General features: G+C 38.0%; 16 protein-coding genes, 2 tRNA genes and 1 rRNA gene. 3 read left to right on the plus strand and 16 right to left on the minus strand.

Annotation, left to right across the window (positions count from 1 at the left end):
- Window positions 1-256: 256 nt before the first annotated feature.
- From cls to rplM, 3 genes are all read right to left on the minus strand, one after another.
- On the minus strand, window positions 257-1705 hold the full coding sequence (gene cls / locus ACGHCK_RS10770) for a cardiolipin synthase (RefSeq protein WP_202231495.1): 1449 nt from the start codon (window positions 1703-1705) through the stop codon (window positions 257-259).
- A gap of 378 nt (window positions 1706-2083) precedes the next feature.
- A complete protein-coding gene (gene rpsI, locus ACGHCK_RS10775) occupies window positions 2084-2476 on the minus strand; it encodes a 30S ribosomal protein S9 (RefSeq protein ID WP_003133537.1) in 393 nt (130 codons plus the stop codon).
- Window positions 2477-2492: 16 nt separating this feature from the next.
- Entirely contained in the window at window positions 2493-2939 is a 447-nt protein-coding gene (rplM, locus tag ACGHCK_RS10780; RefSeq protein WP_202231496.1) for a 50S ribosomal protein L13, read from the minus strand.
- Window positions 2940-3119: 180 nt separating this feature from the next.
- Between rplM and rnhC the strand changes: the two genes are divergently transcribed.
- Both rnhC and lepB read left to right on the plus strand, forming a co-directional pair.
- Window positions 3120-4007 carry a ribonuclease HIII gene (gene rnhC / locus ACGHCK_RS10785; RefSeq protein WP_202231497.1) on the plus strand — a complete coding sequence of 296 codons (888 nt, stop codon included), beginning with the start codon at window positions 3120-3122 and terminating at the stop codon, window positions 4005-4007.
- Window positions 4008-4009: 2 nt separating this feature from the next.
- Window positions 4010-4684 (plus strand): signal peptidase I, encoded by a 675-nt coding sequence (lepB, locus tag ACGHCK_RS10790; protein ID WP_202231498.1) that lies wholly within the window; start codon window positions 4010-4012, stop codon window positions 4682-4684.
- A 218-nt stretch (window positions 4685-4902) separates the two neighbouring features.
- Here lepB and purR read toward each other — a convergent pair whose 3' ends face one another.
- The 6 genes from purR to rpsL all read right to left on the minus strand — a co-directional run bounded on the left by purR (window position 4903) and on the right by rpsL (window position 11548).
- Window positions 4903-5718: a pur operon repressor gene (purR, locus tag ACGHCK_RS10795; protein ID WP_251423604.1), complete on the minus strand. Its 816-nt coding sequence runs from the start codon at window positions 5716-5718 to the stop codon at window positions 4903-4905.
- 178 nt (window positions 5719-5896) lie between these two features.
- On the minus strand, window positions 5897-7987 hold the full coding sequence (fusA, locus tag ACGHCK_RS10800) for an elongation factor G (RefSeq protein ID WP_271328297.1): 2091 nt from the start codon (window positions 7985-7987) through the stop codon (window positions 5897-5899).
- Between the two features lie 142 nt (window positions 7988-8129).
- Window positions 8130-8498 carry a PqqD family protein gene (locus tag ACGHCK_RS10805; RefSeq protein ID WP_251423601.1) on the minus strand — a complete coding sequence of 123 codons (369 nt, stop codon included), beginning with the start codon at window positions 8496-8498 and terminating at the stop codon, window positions 8130-8132.
- Window positions 8491-10434: an OPT/YSL family transporter gene (locus tag ACGHCK_RS10810; protein ID WP_202231502.1), complete on the minus strand. Its 1944-nt coding sequence runs from the start codon at window positions 10432-10434 to the stop codon at window positions 8491-8493. Before ACGHCK_RS10810 ends, ACGHCK_RS10805 begins: the two co-directional genes overlap by 8 nt.
- A gap of 213 nt (window positions 10435-10647) precedes the next feature.
- Window positions 10648-11115 carry a 30S ribosomal protein S7 gene (rpsG, locus tag ACGHCK_RS10815; protein WP_202231624.1) on the minus strand — a complete coding sequence of 156 codons (468 nt, stop codon included), beginning with the start codon at window positions 11113-11115 and terminating at the stop codon, window positions 10648-10650.
- A 19-nt stretch (window positions 11116-11134) separates the two neighbouring features.
- Window positions 11135-11548, minus strand: a complete 414-nt coding sequence (gene rpsL, locus ACGHCK_RS10820; protein ID WP_003133552.1) for a 30S ribosomal protein S12 — start codon at window positions 11546-11548, stop codon at window positions 11135-11137.
- A 300-nt stretch (window positions 11549-11848) separates the two neighbouring features.
- Between rpsL and ACGHCK_RS10825 the strand changes: the two genes are divergently transcribed.
- Complete coding sequence (locus ACGHCK_RS10825) at window positions 11849-13135, plus strand: serine hydrolase (RefSeq protein ID WP_251423598.1); 1287 nt, start codon at window positions 11849-11851, stop codon at window positions 13133-13135.
- 37 nt (window positions 13136-13172) lie between these two features.
- On the opposite strand, the gene ACGHCK_RS10830 is transcribed toward ACGHCK_RS10825, so the two are convergent.
- From ACGHCK_RS10830 to rrf, 7 genes are all read right to left on the minus strand, one after another.
- On the minus strand, window positions 13173-14561 hold the full coding sequence (locus ACGHCK_RS10830) for an APC family permease (protein WP_202231626.1): 1389 nt from the start codon (window positions 14559-14561) through the stop codon (window positions 13173-13175).
- A gap of 18 nt (window positions 14562-14579) precedes the next feature.
- Entirely contained in the window at window positions 14580-15476 is an 897-nt protein-coding gene (locus ACGHCK_RS10835; protein ID WP_202231627.1) for a GRP family sugar transporter, read from the minus strand.
- A gap of 409 nt (window positions 15477-15885) precedes the next feature.
- Window positions 15886-16425 carry a tRNA 5-(aminomethyl)-2-thiouridylate-methyltransferase MnmM gene (mnmM, locus tag ACGHCK_RS10840; protein ID WP_251423594.1) on the minus strand — a complete coding sequence of 180 codons (540 nt, stop codon included), beginning with the start codon at window positions 16423-16425 and terminating at the stop codon, window positions 15886-15888.
- Window positions 16418-17362 carry a tRNA modification radical SAM protein MnmL/YtqA gene (gene mnmL, locus ACGHCK_RS10845; protein ID WP_251423591.1) on the minus strand — a complete coding sequence of 315 codons (945 nt, stop codon included), beginning with the start codon at window positions 17360-17362 and terminating at the stop codon, window positions 16418-16420. The genes mnmM and mnmL overlap by 8 nt, the downstream gene beginning before the upstream one ends.
- 67 nt (window positions 17363-17429) lie before the next feature.
- A tRNA-Asn gene (locus ACGHCK_RS10850) sits at window positions 17430-17502 on the minus strand.
- Between the two features lie 38 nt (window positions 17503-17540).
- Window positions 17541-17612: transfer RNA gene (locus tag ACGHCK_RS10855), tRNA-Glu, on the minus strand.
- An 8-nt stretch (window positions 17613-17620) separates the two neighbouring features.
- Window positions 17621-17735: ribosomal RNA gene (gene rrf / locus ACGHCK_RS10860) — 5S ribosomal RNA — on the minus strand.
- Window positions 17736-17747 lie beyond the last annotated feature (12 nt).

Consider the following 17747-nt stretch of genomic DNA (forward strand, 5'->3'; position numbering starts at 1 on the left):
TTGAATCGACAGGTCTATACAAGAGGTCTCCCTCTCGCATATAGTCATTCTACTTTATTCAGTTTTCAATGGTCTATCATTCTCACAAGTCCCTCGCTTGCGACAACTATTATATTCTACCAAACTATCAAAAACTTGTCAACTATTTAGTGGGCGATTTCCTGAAAATTTTTTCCTTCGTTCGTTAAACACTTCTGTTATCACATTTGTACGCTCCTAAAAAAGACACTAGAAGTGTCTTTTTTAGGAGGCTAGCTTACAAGATCGGGCTCAGCAGTCGTGAAAAGTTTTGTTTTATCTTAAGCCATAGTGACTGCTGTACAAGAGTCTTGTCTGTGAGAAGCGTTGATTTTTCCAAATCCATTTCGAATGTTCTTTTCATTTCCTTAGCTACTCCTTCATCGTAACAAAAAGCACTGACTTCAAAGTTTAACTCATAGCTTCTTATATCTTGATTGGTTGTCCCAAATACACCCAGCTTTCCATCCATTACAAGTGTTTTTGAGTGGAGGAATCCATTCGTGTAATTGTAAATTTGAACGCCATGTTTGTGAAGATAGTTTGCATAATATTGTGTTGCTCGGAAAATAAAAGGGTGGTCAGGCATGTTAGGAATCATAATCTTTACATCTACGCCTGAATTAGCTGCTGCTACAAGAGCCGTTATCATTGAGTCATCCGGAATAAGATAGGGTGACTGAATCCAGATATAGTCCTCAGCATCCATAATCATTTTGATAAATCCAGTGCGCAGTGTTTTATTGTCACTCTCCGGTCCATTTGTGACTATTTGAATATCGATATTTCCACTGTCCTCTGGGACTACAAAATAATTATCTTTTCGTTCAAGTTTATCCTTGGGATTTTTAACGGAAACATTCCAATCTCGGATAAAGGTTTCTTGGAGGCCAAAGGCTGCAGTTCCGACAATCCGTCCATGAGTATCTCGCCAAAAACCGAATTTTTTACTGTTGTATATATACTGATCTCCGACATTAAAACCACCCGTCCAGCCAATTTGACCATCAATGACAACAATCTTACGATGTAGGTGATAGTTAAGTCGCGTTTTCATCAAGGCATTACGTGAAGTGATAAAGGGTGTAACCTTCCCACCAGCCTCCTCTAAGGGCTTGAAAAAATCTCTCCTTGTTTTTCCACCCCATGGGTCATATACTACCCTGACTTCAACACCTTCTTTAGCTTTGGAAATCAGATGATCACGAAAGAGAGTGCCAATTTTGTCACTGAAAAAAGCATAATACTCCACATGGATATTATCTTTAGCATTTTTTATATCTTCAAATAAAGCTGCAAATTTTTCTTTACCATCAAGGTAAAAATTGACACTATTGCCTCGACATAAAGGCGTACGTTCCATGTTGTTAAAATACCGTTTAAGAAGTTTTTCATGGGGTGCCATTTCTTTCGGAGCAAACTTTTGGTTATTTTCATGTACTCGCTGACCCAGAATAGATAAATTATATTTGTTTTCCTCTTCAAAACGACGTACAGTTGTTCGATCTAGTCCTCTTCCCAAAAAAAGATATCCAAGAAAACCAATGCCTGGTAAGAAAACTAAAAACATAAACCATGCTAAAATACTAGAAATTGATCTCGGTTTTCTAAAAATTGTCACAAGCGCGAGTACCGTATTAATCATAATCAGCAGCCCAATAAAACTGTAAATTGTCGCAAGAGGCATAAATTATTTCTCCTTAAAAACTCTATAAAATGATAATGTTTACTCAATTATACCAAATTTAGGAGGATATTCACTATGAGCTAAATATAATTTTTCCAGTATCTAAAGGTAGGAGATAGAAATGGGAAAACACTAATATTTTAAAAAGGTATAGGCTGCTAAACTTTACCTTAATAGAGGATGACTATGATTTTAAAGTTAATACACAGATTTCATAATCACATGACTTGACAAGGAATTGCTATCATATAAACATGATGGTACAAAAAAAGCACTAGCAAACCGCCAATGCTTTTATATCATTATTTTTGATTGAAATTAGTTTTCCACCAATTTTCACCAAATAATAGTCCAAAACGTTGGTATATCTGAAACAGATTAACGTTTTGAGAATTGTGAAGCTTTACGAGCTTTCTTAAGACCTGCTTTTTTACGTTCAACCATACGAGCATCACGTGTAAGCAAACCAGCGCGCTTCAAAGCACCACGGAAATCTGGATCCACTTCAAGCAATGCACGAGCGATACCGTGACGGATAGCTCCTGATTGACCTGATACACCACCACCGTTTACGTTTACGAGTGTGTCGTAGCTACCTTCAGTTTGTGTAGCTGCAAATGGTTGGTTGATAACAAGGCGAAGTGCTGCTTGTGGGATATAGTCTTCTACATCACGTTTATTGATTACGATTTTACCTGTGCCGGGTACGAGACGTACACGAGCAACTGAATTTTTACGGCGTCCTGTGCCAGCATATTGTACTTGTGCCATTTAGTGCGTTCCCTCCTTAGATAAGACCTGAAATATCAAGAACTTCAGGTTTTTGTGCTGCATGTGTGTGTTCACCACCAACAAACACTTTAAGTTTCATGCCTTGAGCACGACCAAGTGTGTTGTGTGGAAGCATACCCTTAACTGACTTTTCAATTAAGCGTACAGCATTTTTTTCACGGAGTTCACCAGCAGTGATTGATTTCAAGCCACCTGGATGAAGGCTGTGACGATAGTAAACTTTATCCGCTGCTTTGTTACCAGTAAGTTTTACTTTTTCAGCATTGATAACGATAACAAAATCGCCTGTATCTGTATGTGGAGTGAATGTTGGTTTGTTTTTACCGCGAAGTACGCTAGCAACTACGGCTGACAAACGACCAAGGGGTACATCAGTTGCATCAACCACGTACCATTTACGGTCAACGTTTGAAGCGTTAGCCATGAATGTTGTTTTCATCATTTGGGTTAAGTTTCCTTTACTTAGAATTTGTTTACGTCAGGTGTAAAAGTCCTGTAAATATTTTTGGGTTTCCGGGGCCACAAAAATGGGGTAAACAATACCGTTTATCATGTTATCATATATATCAAGTATTGTCAAGATTCATTTTTAATTTTTTTGCTTTTATGTTAAACTATTATCATGAATGTAGTGCTTACCCTAGATCGAAAAATGTTGGACAAACTTTTTCTCAAATTCAATAAATACAAGAAAGCATCAAAAAATCAATATATCACTTTTTATGCTAAACTGCCTAAAGCCACTATTTCTGTTTACAATTCTGGAAAAGTCGTCTTTCAAGGGGAAGAGGCAGAAAACATCGCACACCAATTTGGATATACTACTACTGTACGTCCCAAACAGCAAGCTAGCATAATAGGTACAGATGAAGTTGGAAATGGCTCATACTTTGGTCCACTTGTCGTTGTAGCAAGTTTTATCTCTGATAAGGATGTCCTCTTTTTAAAAAATCTGGGGGTCGCGGATTCTAAAAAGTTGAATGATAACAAAATTTGTCAGATTGCCCCACAATTAATGGCACATATTCTCCATGTCCCTTTAATCGTAGAACCTATGAAATACAACAACGTGATTTCCTCAGGTCATAACGCTGTAAGTATCAAAGTTGCCTTGCATAATCAAGCAATATACCTACTTGAGCAACATGTGTCCGAACCCATTGAACATATCATTATTGATGCCTTTACAAGTGAGAAAAATTATCAAAAATACCTAAGCGCTGAAAAAAATCAGGTTGCTGGGAAAGTCACTCTTTTGACCAAGGCTGAGGATCAGTTTTTAGCTGTTGCCTGTAGTTCTATTATCGCACGCTATCTATTCTTGAAAAATCTCGAAGCGCTTTCTCTAGAATCTGGGATACAGTTACCAAGTGGAGCTGGGGAAAATTCTGATTGTGTCGCAGCAAAAATCATTCGTCACAGTGGTCTAGAAAGTTTAGAAAAATATGCCAAACTACATTTCGCAAATACAAAAAAAGCAATAAATCTAGCTCAAATAATAGAAAGTTAAATATGGAAAATACTAGAAAAAATAAGCAACCTAACGCTTTCACGCGCTTCCTCAAAGAATGGGGTATCTTTTTAACAATTATAACCTTGGCTATCTTATCCCGAATCTTCATCTGGTCTCTTGTTGTTGTAGATGGTCACTCAATGGATCCTACCTTGGCCGATAAACAACGCCTTGTTCTTATCAAAACAGCGAGCATTAATCGTTTTGATATTGTAGTTGCTAAAGAGACCGAGTCGATAAATGGTCAAACTGAAACCAAAGATGTCGTTAAACGTGTGATTGGGATGCCAGGTGATGAGATAAAATTTGATAACGATCAACTCTATATCAATGGCCAAAAAACAGACGAACCATATTTGGCAGATTTCAAGAAGCAATTATCAGACGGAGAACTGGAAAAGACCTACCAAAATTATGCCTTGACCTCTGAACTCTCGGAGGCAAATCGCGCATATTTCGTTCAACTGGCGCAACAGTCCCAAGCCTTTACAACAGATACAACAGGAAATCCTACTTTCAGCATCAAGGTGCCTGAGGGAGAATATCTTCTCTTAGGCGATAATCGTATCGTCTCAAGAGACAGTCGTGCTGTTGGTACTTTTAAACGTTCTGAGATTGTTGGTCGTACCGTGTTCCGCATCTGGCCACTAAATAAAATTTCTACCCTGAATTAAAAGATTTGTCAAGCTAGGCAAAGCTTTTTTTATATTCTAAATCCCCAAAAAGATGACTTGTAATAAGCTTACTGTTCCCTTCTGATGAAACAATATCAAATAAGGAATCCTCAATTAATCTGTGACCTCTTTTTTTCAGCTCTCGACAGATAAAAGAACTTCTCCTCAACTAAAAAAGCTTTGGTGATAAAACCAAAGCCCACTATTTTTTATTATCTTTACTTTTCTTCAAATATATTACCTAGTTCTACTTCGATAGAACGTTTAGCCACATCTATTTTATCAACCTTTAGAATTGATTTATAATCATCCACTAGACGCTTTCCTTTAAAAGGTCCTTCAAGAAAGACAGCCACACCTGCCAAAAAGCAGTCAAATTCATAAACAAGGCTCTTCATACCATTGATTGTTCCTGCCCCTTTCATAAAATCATCAACAATCAAAACACTTTGACCAATAGATAAACTGCGTTTAGAAAGAGTCATATTTTCAACACGGCTGCTTGACCCTGACATATAGTTCACATTTAGCGTGGCTCCCTCAGTGACTTTAGGGTCTCGACGAACAATAACAAAGGGTACATCCAATATTTCAGCGACAGACTGTGCGATGGGAATTCCTTTTGTAGCGATAGTCATAACAACATCAATCTGTTTTTCGCAATATTCATGAGCAATAATTTGTCCGATTTTTTTTAAATTAGCTGGATGACCTAAGATATCTGAAAGATAGATATAACCTCCAGGCAAGATACGATTTTCCTCCCGTAAGAGATTGGCGAGTTCCATCGCGCGTTCATGGGAAACTTCATCTGAAATATGAGGTGTGAAACGCACTCCACCTAAACTTCCGGGAAAAGTTTCAACAATTCCAATATTTTGATTTTCAAAGACGCGTTTGATGAAAACGAGATCTTCCGAAATAGAGGACTTGGCAACTTCATAACGCTTGCTAATTTCGTTAAGATTCAACATTCTATTAGGTCTATTTAGTAAAAAATTTGTAAAATCCACTAATCGTTCGTTTCTTTTCATATTATTCACCACTTTTCCTTCTAACACTTTAATTATAACTTAGAAAAACCGAACAATCAAGTGAAAAAACTACTACAAAGAGAACTAATAATTCTAATTTCTAATGTTCTATCCTTAAAACAAAAAAGCAAAACCTCTCTCAGATTCTGCTTTTTTACATAAATGAAATAATCAAAGATTATTCAGCATCGCCACCGCGACCGTTTTTCTTGATAATTTCTTCTTGTACTGATTTAGGTACATCTTCGTAGTGGTCAAATGTCATCATAAATGTACCACGACCTTGTGAAGCTGAACGAAGTGTAGTTGCATAACCAAACATTTCAGCAAGTGGTACAAATGCGTTAACGATTTGTGATTTACCATGTGCTTCCATGCTGTTTACACGTCCACGACGCGCTGTTACGTGACCCATAACATCACCGAGGTTTTCTTCAGGAACTGTGATGACAACTTTCATCATTGGTTCAAGGATTGCAGGTTGTGCAGTCTTAGCAGCTTCTTTCATAGCAAGTGAAGCCGCAACCTTGAAGGCAGTTTCTGATGAATCGACATCGTGATATGAACCATCGTAAAGTTTAGCTTTAATATCAACCATTGGGTAACCCGCAAGAACACCGTTAGCCATAGTTTCTACTAAACCTTTTTCAACGGCAGGTACAAATTCACGTGGAACCACACCACCGACGATAGCATTTTCAAATTCGAAACCAGCACCTTCTTCGTTTGGTGTGAATTCGATCCATACATCACCGTATTGACCTTTACCACCTGATTGACGTTTGAAGAATCCACGTGCTTGAGTAGGTGCACGGAAAGTTTCACGGTATGATACTTGAGGCGCACCAACGTTAGCTTCAACTTTGAATTCACGTTTCATACGGTCAACAAGGACGTCAAGGTGAAGTTCACCCATACCAGAGATAACTGTTTCACCAGTTTCAACGTTTGTTTCAACGCGGAATGTTGGATCTTCTTCTGCCAATTTAGTAAGGGCGACACCCATTTTATCTTGGTCAGCTTTAGATTTAGGTTCAACAGAAAGTTGGATAACTGGTTCTGGAACATCGATAGACTCAAGGATAATTTTTGCTTTTTCGTCAGTCAATGAATCACCAGTTGTAGTGTTTTTCAAACCAACAGCAGCAGCGATATCACCAGCATAAACTGTTTGAATTTCTTGACGTGTGTTCGCATGCATCTGGAGAATACGTCCGATACGTTCACGTTTACCTTTAGAAGTATTCAAAACGTATGAACCAGCATCCAATGTCCCTGAGTAAACACGGAAGAATGAAAGACGTCCAACAAATGGGTCAGTCATGATCTTGAAGGCAAGTGCCGCAAATGGAGCATCATCTGATGCTGGGCGTTCGTCTTCTTCGTCTGTATCTGGGTTAACACCTTTAATTGCAGGAATATCCAATGGGCTTGGAAGATAGTCAATAACCGCATCAAGCATCATTTGAATACCTTTGTTCTTGAAGGCAGAACCTGCAAGCATTGGGTAGAATTCAACGTTGATTGTCGCTTTACGAATAGCAGCCTTCAACTCTGCTTCAGTGATTTCTTCACCGGCAAAATATTTTTCCATCAAGTCTTCGTCTGTTTCAGCAACAGCTTCAATAAGCTTTGTACGCCATTCTTCAGCTTGTTCTTTGTATTCTGCTGGAATTTCTTCATCACGGATATCCGTACCAAGGTCATTAGTATAGATTTCCGCACGCATAGTTACCAAGTCAATGATTCCTACGAAATCTTCTTCAGAACCAATTGGAATTTGGATCGGATGAGCGTTAGCACCTAAACGATCATGTAATGTAGAAAGTGAGTAGAAGAAATCAGCACCGACTTTATCCATTTTGTTCGCAAAGACGATACGTGGAACTTTATATTCAGTTGCCTGACGCCAAACTGTTTCAGTTTGTGGTTCAACACCTGATTGAGCATCAAGTACTGTTACTGCACCATCAAGGACACGGAGTGAACGTTGTACTTCAATCGTGAAGTCCACGTGACCCGGTGTATCGATAATGTTTACACGATTGCCTTTCCATTGGGCAGTTGTTGCAGCAGAAGTGATAGTGATACCACGTTCTTGTTCTTGCTCCATCCAGTCCATTTGTGATGCACCTTCGTGCGTTTCACCGATTTTGTGAATTTTACCAGTATAGTAAAGGACACGTTCAGTGGTAGTTGTTTTACCGGCATCGACGTGAGCCATGATACCGATATTACGAGTATTTTCAAGTGAAAATTCGCGAGCCATAGTTTTCTCCTAGTTAATTTTTAGTTTTACACCCCATTATATCATAATAATCAAGGTTTTTATAGTTCTATTTTTAGCTTTCCAATATTTTTGAGAAAAATTTATCTAATTCTTCTAAAAATAAGTCAAGAGAAAAAGGAGATTACTCCCCTTTTTCAACAATCTCAATCCATTTTTCAACAGTTTCTAAATGATTGAGATAAAGGAAAAGCCGTTCATAGAGCTGTTGAGAAGCTTCCTCATGCTGAGCACTAAGTGCTTCTCCTATCTCTTTTACAGTAGTCTTTCCATCAATCATACTAAAGACAAATGTACCATATTCATCCAAAGACATATAGGTACGCTGGGGTATTTTTGCCCCCATCTTACGCATGAGATTTTGTGTCCAATGTTTTTGATCTTTATAAATCCGAATTCGACCCTCATGCCATTCAAATAGCACTTTGTCTTTTTTTCGGAAAATCATATTCAAATTTTTATCTGAAATTTCTTCTTTTTTCTTGTTATTCATTTTCAGTTTTGGTAGATGTCGAAGCTTTTTTGACGGACATCAGAGGTACTATGATTGCAACAACTAAGATTAGCATGAGAATCCAAGCCATACTGTTGGAGCCGAGGAAACCTGTTGGTGTTCCAGGCGTTACAACACCTGTTACTTGGAGAATAATACCCAGCAACCCAATGATAGATGCTCCAGCAACTAAACCAGATGAGAGAGAAACACCTGATGACATGCGTTCCTCTTGCACTGCCTCAGTATCTTTTTTACTGAGGATTCCGATCAAAACACGAACTAATGCACCAACTAAAATAATTGATGTTGTTGAAATTGGGAGGTAGAAACCAATGGCAAAAGTCATAACCGGAACTTTAATCATGTAAAGAATAATACCAAACACGATACCTGCAATAATCATATGCCATGGAAGTTCTCCACCAATGATACCATCAGTCAAAGTTGCCATTAAGTTGGCTTGTGGCAGTGCAAACTGTGCTGCATCACCTGTTAAGGCCAGCTGATCACTAAGTAATACAATAACACCTGTTACGACAACAACCCCAAGAACAGCAGCAACGAGGAAGAAGCGGCGTACTTCATATTTATTACCACCCGTGATGAATGTAACTTTTTGCGCTTGTGTATAACCACCAGCTACAGAAATCGCTACAACGATGAAAGTACCGAAAAGCAAGAGTGATTTCAAATCAGCATCAGATGTCCAGCCCATCACCAAGAAGACTAAAGTCATGATAACAAGTGATGCAATTGTCATACCAGATACAGGTAAGTTAGAGGTACCAATTGTACCAGTCAAACGCCCTGCAACGATGATGAATAACATGGAAAGGATGATTGACAAGATACCTGCAATGAAAGCCATCGCAATATTTCCACCAGAGATAAGGAAACCAACGATAAACGTTGCAACAATACCAATAAGGATAGCAAAGATACCAAGTGAATCACGTTCGCCAGCTTCAGCATTTTTACGGCCTTCAAGTGTTGCTTTTACAGAATTGATAATTGTTGGGATAAGACGGATAGCACCAATCATACCGCCAGAAATCATCATACCTGCACCAATATACCTTACATATGAACCTGAAATGGCAGCAAAGTCCATCGCTTGAATCGTAATTGAAGTGTCGTTCCAAACATTATGGCCACCACCAGCCATCTCTGAAAAGTAGCCAATCAATGGAACAATACCAAAGTTCGCAAGAATAGATCCCGCAAACATCATTACGGCAACTTCAAGACCAACAATAAAACCAATAGCTGCTAGCATAGGATTTACTTCAATCTCAAGTTTCCATTTGTAAAATGTTTCATTTGTGTAGCTTACAACGTTGTTAATAATACCAAAAACTGCTGATGTGAAAGCTGTAATAATACCACCTACACCGAAACCAATTCCCATGTATTTAAGTGAGTTACCACCTGTTGATGAAGCAACAAGAGTTTCTGAAATAGCCATTGCTTCTGGATAAACAAGTGTTCCATGCTCTTCTACCAAGAGATAATCTTGAACAAATGACAAGATACCAAGCGATACAAGAACAGCAGCAACACCAACAATAACACCTTCAAAGAAAGTTACTTGTTGTCCAATGAGGATAACTGCTGGTAGTACAAAGATAAGACCTGAAGCAATTGATTCACCACCAGTTGCCATTGATTGAAGAATATTCTTCATCAGGAAGTTATTTTTACGGATAAAAATTGATAAAAGTCCTGAACCAAGAATAGCTCCTGGGATACCGGCAGCTACTGTCAAACCTGCACGCATTCCCGAATATGCAGTAGATGCTGCAAAGAGAATCGCCAAAATAATACCAATAATAACTACAACGGGGTTTCCAGCACTCTTTTTGCGTCCATCTTCGTAAGGGATATAATCTTTCCCTGCGATGCCGCCATAGGCGGTCTTAGACAATTTTTTCATGTTGTTCAATGTACTCCTTATATTTCTTATTTGAAAGTGTTTTCGCTCTATTCTACTACAATTTTAATAAATCAGCAACACATTTAAATGATTTTTTTAATTTTTTATTATTAAAATGATTAGTTTTTTCATTCTTTTGAAAATAATGAAAAAAAGCCTTGACCTCTGTGATCAAGACTTTTTACAAAATTAAGACTACTGAAGTCAAGTTTTTTACCAACGGAAGTGAGCGAACGCACGGTTTGCTTCTGCCATTTTATGGGTGTCTTCACGTTTCTTAACTGCCGCACCAGTGTTGTTTGCAGCATCAAGAATTTCTTTTGCAAGACGATCTTGCATTGTGTGTTCACCACGTTTACGAGCAATTGTCACCAACCAACGGAGTCCAAGGGTTGTACGACGTTCTGGACGAACTTCAACTGGGACTTGATAGTTAGAACCACCAACACGACGCGCACGAACTTCAAGAACAGGCATGATATTTTCCATAGCTGTTTCGAAAACTTCAAGTGGGTTGTTTCCAGTAGCTTCTTCAATTTGTTTAAAAGCTCCATAAACGATATTTGTAGAAACGCCACGTTTACCATCAAGCATAACGCGGTTGATAAGGCGTGTTACTACTACTGAGTTGTATACTGGATCTGCCAAAACTTCACGTTTTGGGGCACGATTTTTACGCATTCTTCTTATCTCCTTTCAATTACGCTTTTGGTTTTTTAGTACCGTATTTAGAACGGCTTTGTTTACGATCTGTTACACCAGCTGTATCAAGTGCACCACGAACGATGTGGTAACGTACCCCTGGCAAGTCTTTTACACGACCACCGCGAAGAAGGACTACGCTGTGTTCTTGCAAGTTATGACCGATACCTGGGATGTATGCTGTAACCTCAATAAGGTTAGACAAACGTACACGAGCGAATTTACGGAGCGCTGAGTTAGGTTTTTTCGGAGTCATTGTTCCAACACGAGTCGCAACACCACGTTTTTGTGGGCTTGCTACTTTAGTTTGGAGTTTTTTACGACTGTTGTAGCCGATGTTCAATGCAGGTGAGTTAGATTTTTCCACTTTAGAGTGACGACCTTTACGCACCAATTGGTTAATAGTAGGCATTTTTCTGTCTGCTTATCCCTTTTATTTACGGAGAACCGCAAAGCGAAATAAAATGGATAAACAATCCTTTCTGTTTTTTATAAAGTTGGAATGTCAGTATATGGTCGCTTAATCCAAGTTCTGACAAGAAGTTTGGCAACTTATACAAGTTCTCCTTATTAGGACCAAATATAAAAAGTACCATTGAACATTCTATCAAATTTTGGTAACTCTGTCAACTTTACTCTTTGCCTTTTTCTAAAATAGAGGTACTTTTCAACTCATGGCCTGACCTAGCCTCGTCTATGTTATAATGGAAACATGAAAAAAATTTCAATCATCTTCCTTTCCTTATTGCTTTTATTTTCCCCTTTGACTACCATAAATGTCCAAGCTGAGGACTTTTATGTGGCGGCTAAATCTTCTATTGCAGTTGATGCCAGCAGTGGAAAAATTCTTTACAGTCAAAACGCCACAGATTCTAGCACTCGTATTGCTTCAATCACTAAACTTTTAACTGCCTATCTGGTTTATAAAAGTGTGGATGAGAAAAAAATTGCTTGGGATACAAAAGTACCTATTTCTGACTATGCTTACAATTTAACAATGAACAGCAACGCTAGTAATATTCCTCTTGCAAAAGGAACAGAAATTACAGTCAAAGATCTGCTTAATGCTTTGCTTCTCCCTTCAGCTAATTCCGCAGCTATAGCTTTGGCAGAAAAAATAGCTGGTTCTGAACCAAAATTTGTCGATATGATGATGGATCAGCTGAAAGAGTGGGGTATTACAGATGCTAAACTTTATTCTTCTTCTGGACTCCCAAATAGTGAACTCGGTGAAAATATTTACCCCGGTTCTACTGAAAATGATGCCAACACAATGAGCGCTCAAGATGTTGCCATCATGTGTACACATCTCCTCAAAGATTACCCTGAGATATTAAAAATTACTGAAAAAACTGAACTTGAGTTTGATAAAGGTGGACAATCTGAAACAACTTTGTCAAATACGAATCAGATGTTACCTGGCTTTGCAACAACACGTGCTGGCGTTGATGGTTTAAAAACAGGTTCAACTTCGTTTTATGTAGATTGTTTTGCTGCAACAACTGTCCAGAATGGTTTTCGTATTATTACCGTTGTTCTAGAGAGTAAAAATTCTTCAGAAGATAATGCTACTCCTTTTAGCTTAACAAATAGTCTTATGAACCAAGTTTACGCCTCTTGGACAAAGATACAGATTGCTGATAAAGGCTCTCAGATTAGTGATTTTCCTAGTCTTCCTGTACAGGATGGAAATAAAAATACTGTTAACCTTGTAGCTGGAGAAGATTTTTCTGCTGTTGTTCCTTTTAAGAGCGGCACTGCAGATACAAACGCAATTTCTATTTCTTTTGATAAAAAGGCTCAAACAGCTATTGAAGCCCCGATTAAAAAAGGAGAGGAGTTGGTTCAAGCTACTGCAGTTCAAAAAGATAAATTAGGTTATCTTCCTGGATTTTCTGGTTATCATTTTCCACTCACAGCTGAAAATGATGTCACACGTGCAAATATATTTGTCGTTATGTGGAATAGCTTTGTCCGCTTTGTAAATGAGAAACTTTAATAAAAAAGGATTTCCAACACATTGGGAAAATCCTTTTTTATTTTGTATTCTGTTCCAATTTTGAGTGTTGGTAACTATAAACAAAGTAAAGTAGCGTTGCTACTCCCAGTAAAATAACCAATAAAAGCCATATTCGCACATGATAATGAACAATCAAAAAGCCATTAATAAGAATTGATAAGATAGGCAAGAAAGGCACCATAGGTGTTTTAAATTCATTAGCTTGCGGAAGGCCGTGTTCTTTGCGTAGTTTCAACAAACCAAAGGCTAAAATTATTAAATAAAGTAATGTAGACAAACTCAAAAATTGACCAAGAATAGTCATGGGAACAAATCCAGCAATGAGCAGTGAAATACTCCCAATGAATAAAGTTGAGTTAACTGGTATCTGGTGTTTAGCAGATATTTTACTCAGTTTCTTCGGCAAAAGTCCATCACGACTCATTGAGTAAAGTAAACGTGATAAGGCATAAGACATGGCGAGGGCAACGCTGAGCAAGGTAATGATGGCGATAATTGAAACATAGGTCGCTGCCCACTCTACGCCAAGATAAGTAAGAGCAAAGGCAATGGAGTTCGTGACATTCAATTTATAATAGGGCACTGTACCTGTAAGCACCAATGTGACAATAACGTAGAGAGTTACTGCAACAAAAAGTGAACTAATGACCCCGTAAGGAATGTTTCGTCTTGGATTTTCTGCTTCATCAACTGCTGTTGATACTGTTTCATAACCGATAAAGGCAATGAAAAGGATTGAAGCTCCCGGTAAAATCCCTGTTTGACCACCAATTAGGGAACCTAAACCGAAAGGCGCAAAATTAGACCAGTTCGCCGGTTCCAAGTAGAAAAGACCAACAATAACAAAGATAATCAATGCCGAAAATTTTAAAACAACCAACGTGTTATTCAAGTGTGAAACTGTACGAGCATTTAAAAAAATCATAATAGATACTGCTGCCACGACAAGCACAGGAATCAAATCAATAGAAAATCCTGAGGTAGATCCCAATGGGCCGTTAAGCATGGGAGGTAATTGCAAATGAAGTAAGCCTTTAAAATAACCACTCCATGACTTAGCTACAATTGATATCGTTGTAAAAAACTCAATGGCTAAAAGCCAACCTACTATCCAAGCTGGAAACTCTCCAAAAGTTGCGTAAATGTAGCCATAAGGGCCTCCATGACTTGGAACCCGTGAAGCAAATTCTGCGAAAATCAAAGCCGAAAGCCCTACAGCTACACCAGCAATAATAATGGATATCATAAGTGAAGGGCCTGCAATTAAAGCAACTCCCATACCCGTTAAAGTGAATATTCCCGCTCCCACCATTGCGCCTAAGCCCAATAGTGTTAAGTCCATAGAATTAAGAGTACGCTTCATTTCACTTTTTTCTTGGCCTACCCTTTTACGAAAAATGTTCATATCACTCCTTTAAATAAATCAATTATTAATTCCTTTCGACTTTACAACAGCGAGTAAAATTGCACCAATAATAAACAATATCGTACCTATTGTGATATAAGCCAATTCTTTTTTGGTTTTTTTCTCTCCTAGGAAGAGAATTCCACCTATTGTTGAAATAATTACTCCAAGCTGTGAGAATGAGAAGGCAATAGCATTACCAGCCATTGATGCTGCAAGGAGCATAAATACATTTCCAACACCCCACATCAACCCTACGGAAATATTTTTGAAAACTACCGCTTCAATTTTAATATCACCTGCTGATAAAATAAATGCACCAATAACCATTCCAATGGACATTGGGAAAATGATTGTCAAAGTATCAAAATGAATGTTGAACCAAAGGGCTGACAGATTATTAAACAAAATCACATACGAAACATAAGCCAAAGTAGAATAAGTTAGGCTAATCAAACCACGTGCATAGTGATGCTTTTCGACTGCAATGATATTTTCTGGGTCCCGTTTAGCAGAAAAATAAAAACCAACAATTAAAGCAAGAATTGCAATAAAACCAAGTGTATACTGAATACTCTGTGTCCATTCATGAAAAATGAATACCCCAATCAAAGACGCCAGAACAAGTTGCGAGCCAGCTGATAATGGACCAGCTACAGATACTCCAAGATATTTCATTGAATGAAACTGACCGCTCTGCCCAACTGCCCAAATAAGTCCACCGACAAAGCCAATAATAAAAACAGGTAGGCTAAGTTGAGGCTGATGTACCAAAAAAACAATCAAAGCAAATACGAATGCACCAAAAGTCATTCCTAAGGTTTGTTGTTTAGCAGTTCCTCCAATTTTGTTTGATACAAAACCAATGGAGCCCCAAGCAAACATCGGGACTAGTGCAAGTAAGATACCTTCCATTTTCTTCCTCCAAAAATAAATAATAACTAAAAATCTTCTTATTTTACCATTATTATAGATAAATAGCAATATATTCAAATCTTTTCTTATTTTCAATACTTTCCAATAAAAAATATTTATCTATTTGCTCTTTTATGTCTCTCAGAATACTTCTTTTTTCAAAGCTTTCTTCAAATCTTCAACTTAATAAAATTTTTTTCGTTTCCTAGATTTTTATTCCACAAACAAGAATGTATGAACAGATAAAAATTCTCTTCTATAAGCGAACTCTCTATAGATTTTTGACATCATATAATACTATTTTGAATCAGTTATTTCTTCAACTGTATTCACCTTACTCTCTTTTACAGTTCATTTTCAACTTATCAAAATAAGAATACAAAAAAATAAAACACGCTTAAAACGTATCTTATATTTTCTCAATACAAACTAAGAATGGAGGCTTATGGATCTGATTCAGGGGTTCATATCTCATAACCTGCCAATCTGACTGGGGAAGTGTACTCACCCAATCTATAACAGCAGCTTTTTCCTCTTCTCCTCCCTCGTGTCCATAATAAATGACAAGCATAATTCGACCCTGAGGAAGAAGCTTTTCCTTTAATATCTCCAAAGCTTTTAAAGTTGTATTCGGACGTGTGATGATTGATTTATCTGCTCGAGGAAGATAGCCTAAATTAAAAATAGCAGCTTTAACGGGTTCAGACACGTATTTATCTATATTTTCATGTCCATCTAGAATCAACTTCGCCTGCAAACCCTTCATCTGCAATAATTTTTTCGTAGAATAAAGAGCTTCTTGTTGAATATCAAAAGCATATACATTACTTGTTAAAGCAGCAAGAAAGGAAGTGTCCCAACCATTTCCCATAGTCGCATCAATTACTACATCATCTGCTTTAATTATTTCAGCTAACATGTGATGTGACATTTCAATTGGTCTAAACATAAGTAACAGGCTCCACTTTTCTAATATCTTTACATCCCTGAACGGATCCTCGATGCGCCATTTCACGATCAATAGCATTCAGCACTTCCCATTTTTTCAAGGACCACATTGGACCTATTAAAGCTTCACGAGGAGCATCACCAGTAAGACGGTGAATAACTATTTCTTTGGGAATCATCTCAAGTTGATCACAAACAATATTAACATACTCTTTTTGAGACAGTAGCTTCAAACGTCCCTCGTGATAATCACGTTGCATACGAGTATTCTTCATCAGGTGCAGCAAATGCAATTTCACGCCTTGAATATCAGAATCCAAAATCATACGTCTCACATTTTCCAACATCATTTCACGCGTTTCACCGGGTAAACCATTTATTAAATGCACACAAACATTAATATTATGTTCACGCAAACGAGCTACTGCATTAGTATAGGTTTGATAATCGTGCGCCCTATTAATTAAATCACTCGTTTCCTCAAATGTCGTTTGAAGGCCTAAGTCAATCCAAACTTCCATACGATCGTTAAGTTCTGCCAGATAATCAACCACATCAGGTGGAAGACAATCTGGTCGTGTACCAATTGAGATACCCACAACATCTGGTTGGTTAACAGCCTCTTCAAAACGTTCACGCAAAACTTCAACTGGAGCATGCGTATTTGTAAAGTTTTGAAAGTAGGCAATATATTTTTTTACGCCAGGCCATTTTTTATGAAAAGCTTCAACTTCCACCCGAAATTGCTCTGCAATTGGTGCATCAGGCTCCAATATCAAATCACCCGAACCAGACACTGTACAAAATGTACAGCCGCCATGAGCAACGGTCCCATCACGATTAGGACAATCAAAACCAGCATCAATAGGAACCTTAAAGATTTTTTCCCCAAATGTCCCTCTCAAATATTCATTCCATGTTGTATATCTTTTTTGCATTATATAGATACTTCCTTCACTTATACTCCATTATAACAAAAAAACAGCCTATGGCTGATTTAGCTTACTGCGGATGTCGGGCTCGAACCGACGACAACACGATTAACAGTCGTGCGCTCTACCAACTGAGCTAATCCGCATAAAATAAAACCCGATTATAAATCGGGAATTAACAATATAGTCCGTACGGGATTCGAACCCGTGTTACCGCCGTGAAAAGGCGGTGTCTTAACCCCTTGACCAACGGACCATATAAAAACTTGGCATTTACCCTATCTCGCAGGGGTTCTCCCCAACTACATCCGGCGTAATAGGACTTAACTTCTGTGTTCGACATGGGAACAGGTGTATCTCCTATGCAATCAATACCAAATCATGGTCTGAA

It is taken from the genome of Lactococcus muris (assembly GCF_042849115.1).
Lineage (GTDB): Bacteria > Bacillota > Bacilli > Lactobacillales > Streptococcaceae > Lactococcus > Lactococcus muris.

Excerpts from the sequence above, each read along its gene's own strand:
- rplM (WP_202231496.1), bottom strand. The coding sequence starts at position 2,939 with ATGATGAAAACAACATTCATGGCTAACGCTTCAAACGTTGACCGTAAA.
- mnmL (WP_251423591.1), bottom strand. The coding sequence starts at position 17,362 with ATGCAAAAAAGATATACAACATGGAATGAATATTTGAGAGGGACATTT.
- ACGHCK_RS10835 (WP_202231627.1), bottom strand. The coding sequence starts at position 15,476 with ATGGAAGGTATCTTACTTGCACTAGTCCCGATGTTTGCTTGGGGCTCC.
- lepB (WP_202231498.1), top strand. The coding sequence starts at position 4,010 with ATGGAAAATACTAGAAAAAATAAGCAACCTAACGCTTTCACGCGCTTC.
- mnmM (WP_251423594.1), bottom strand. The coding sequence starts at position 16,425 with ATGTTTAGACCAATTGAAATGTCACATCACATGTTAGCTGAAATAATT.
- rpsG (WP_202231624.1), bottom strand. The coding sequence starts at position 11,115 with ATGCGTAAAAATCGTGCCCCAAAACGTGAAGTTTTGGCAGATCCAGTA.
- fusA (WP_271328297.1), bottom strand. The coding sequence starts at position 7,987 with ATGGCTCGCGAATTTTCACTTGAAAATACTCGTAATATCGGTATCATG.
- ACGHCK_RS10830 (WP_202231626.1), bottom strand. The coding sequence starts at position 14,561 with ATGAACATTTTTCGTAAAAGGGTAGGCCAAGAAAAAAGTGAAATGAAG.
- purR (WP_251423604.1), bottom strand. The coding sequence starts at position 5,718 with ATGAAAAGAAACGAACGATTAGTGGATTTTACAAATTTTTTACTAAAT.
- rpsL (WP_003133552.1), bottom strand. The coding sequence starts at position 11,548 with ATGCCTACTATTAACCAATTGGTGCGTAAAGGTCGTCACTCTAAAGTG.
- ACGHCK_RS10810 (WP_202231502.1), bottom strand. The coding sequence starts at position 10,434 with ATGAAAAAATTGTCTAAGACCGCCTATGGCGGCATCGCAGGGAAAGAT.
- ACGHCK_RS10825 (WP_251423598.1), top strand. The coding sequence starts at position 11,849 with ATGAAAAAAATTTCAATCATCTTCCTTTCCTTATTGCTTTTATTTTCC.
- ACGHCK_RS10805 (WP_251423601.1), bottom strand. The coding sequence starts at position 8,498 with ATGAATAACAAGAAAAAAGAAGAAATTTCAGATAAAAATTTGAATATG.
- rpsI (WP_003133537.1), bottom strand. The coding sequence starts at position 2,476 with ATGGCACAAGTACAATATGCTGGCACAGGACGCCGTAAAAATTCAGTT.
- rnhC (WP_202231497.1), top strand. The coding sequence starts at position 3,120 with ATGAATGTAGTGCTTACCCTAGATCGAAAAATGTTGGACAAACTTTTT.
- cls (WP_202231495.1), bottom strand. The coding sequence starts at position 1,705 with ATGCCTCTTGCGACAATTTACAGTTTTATTGGGCTGCTGATTATGATT.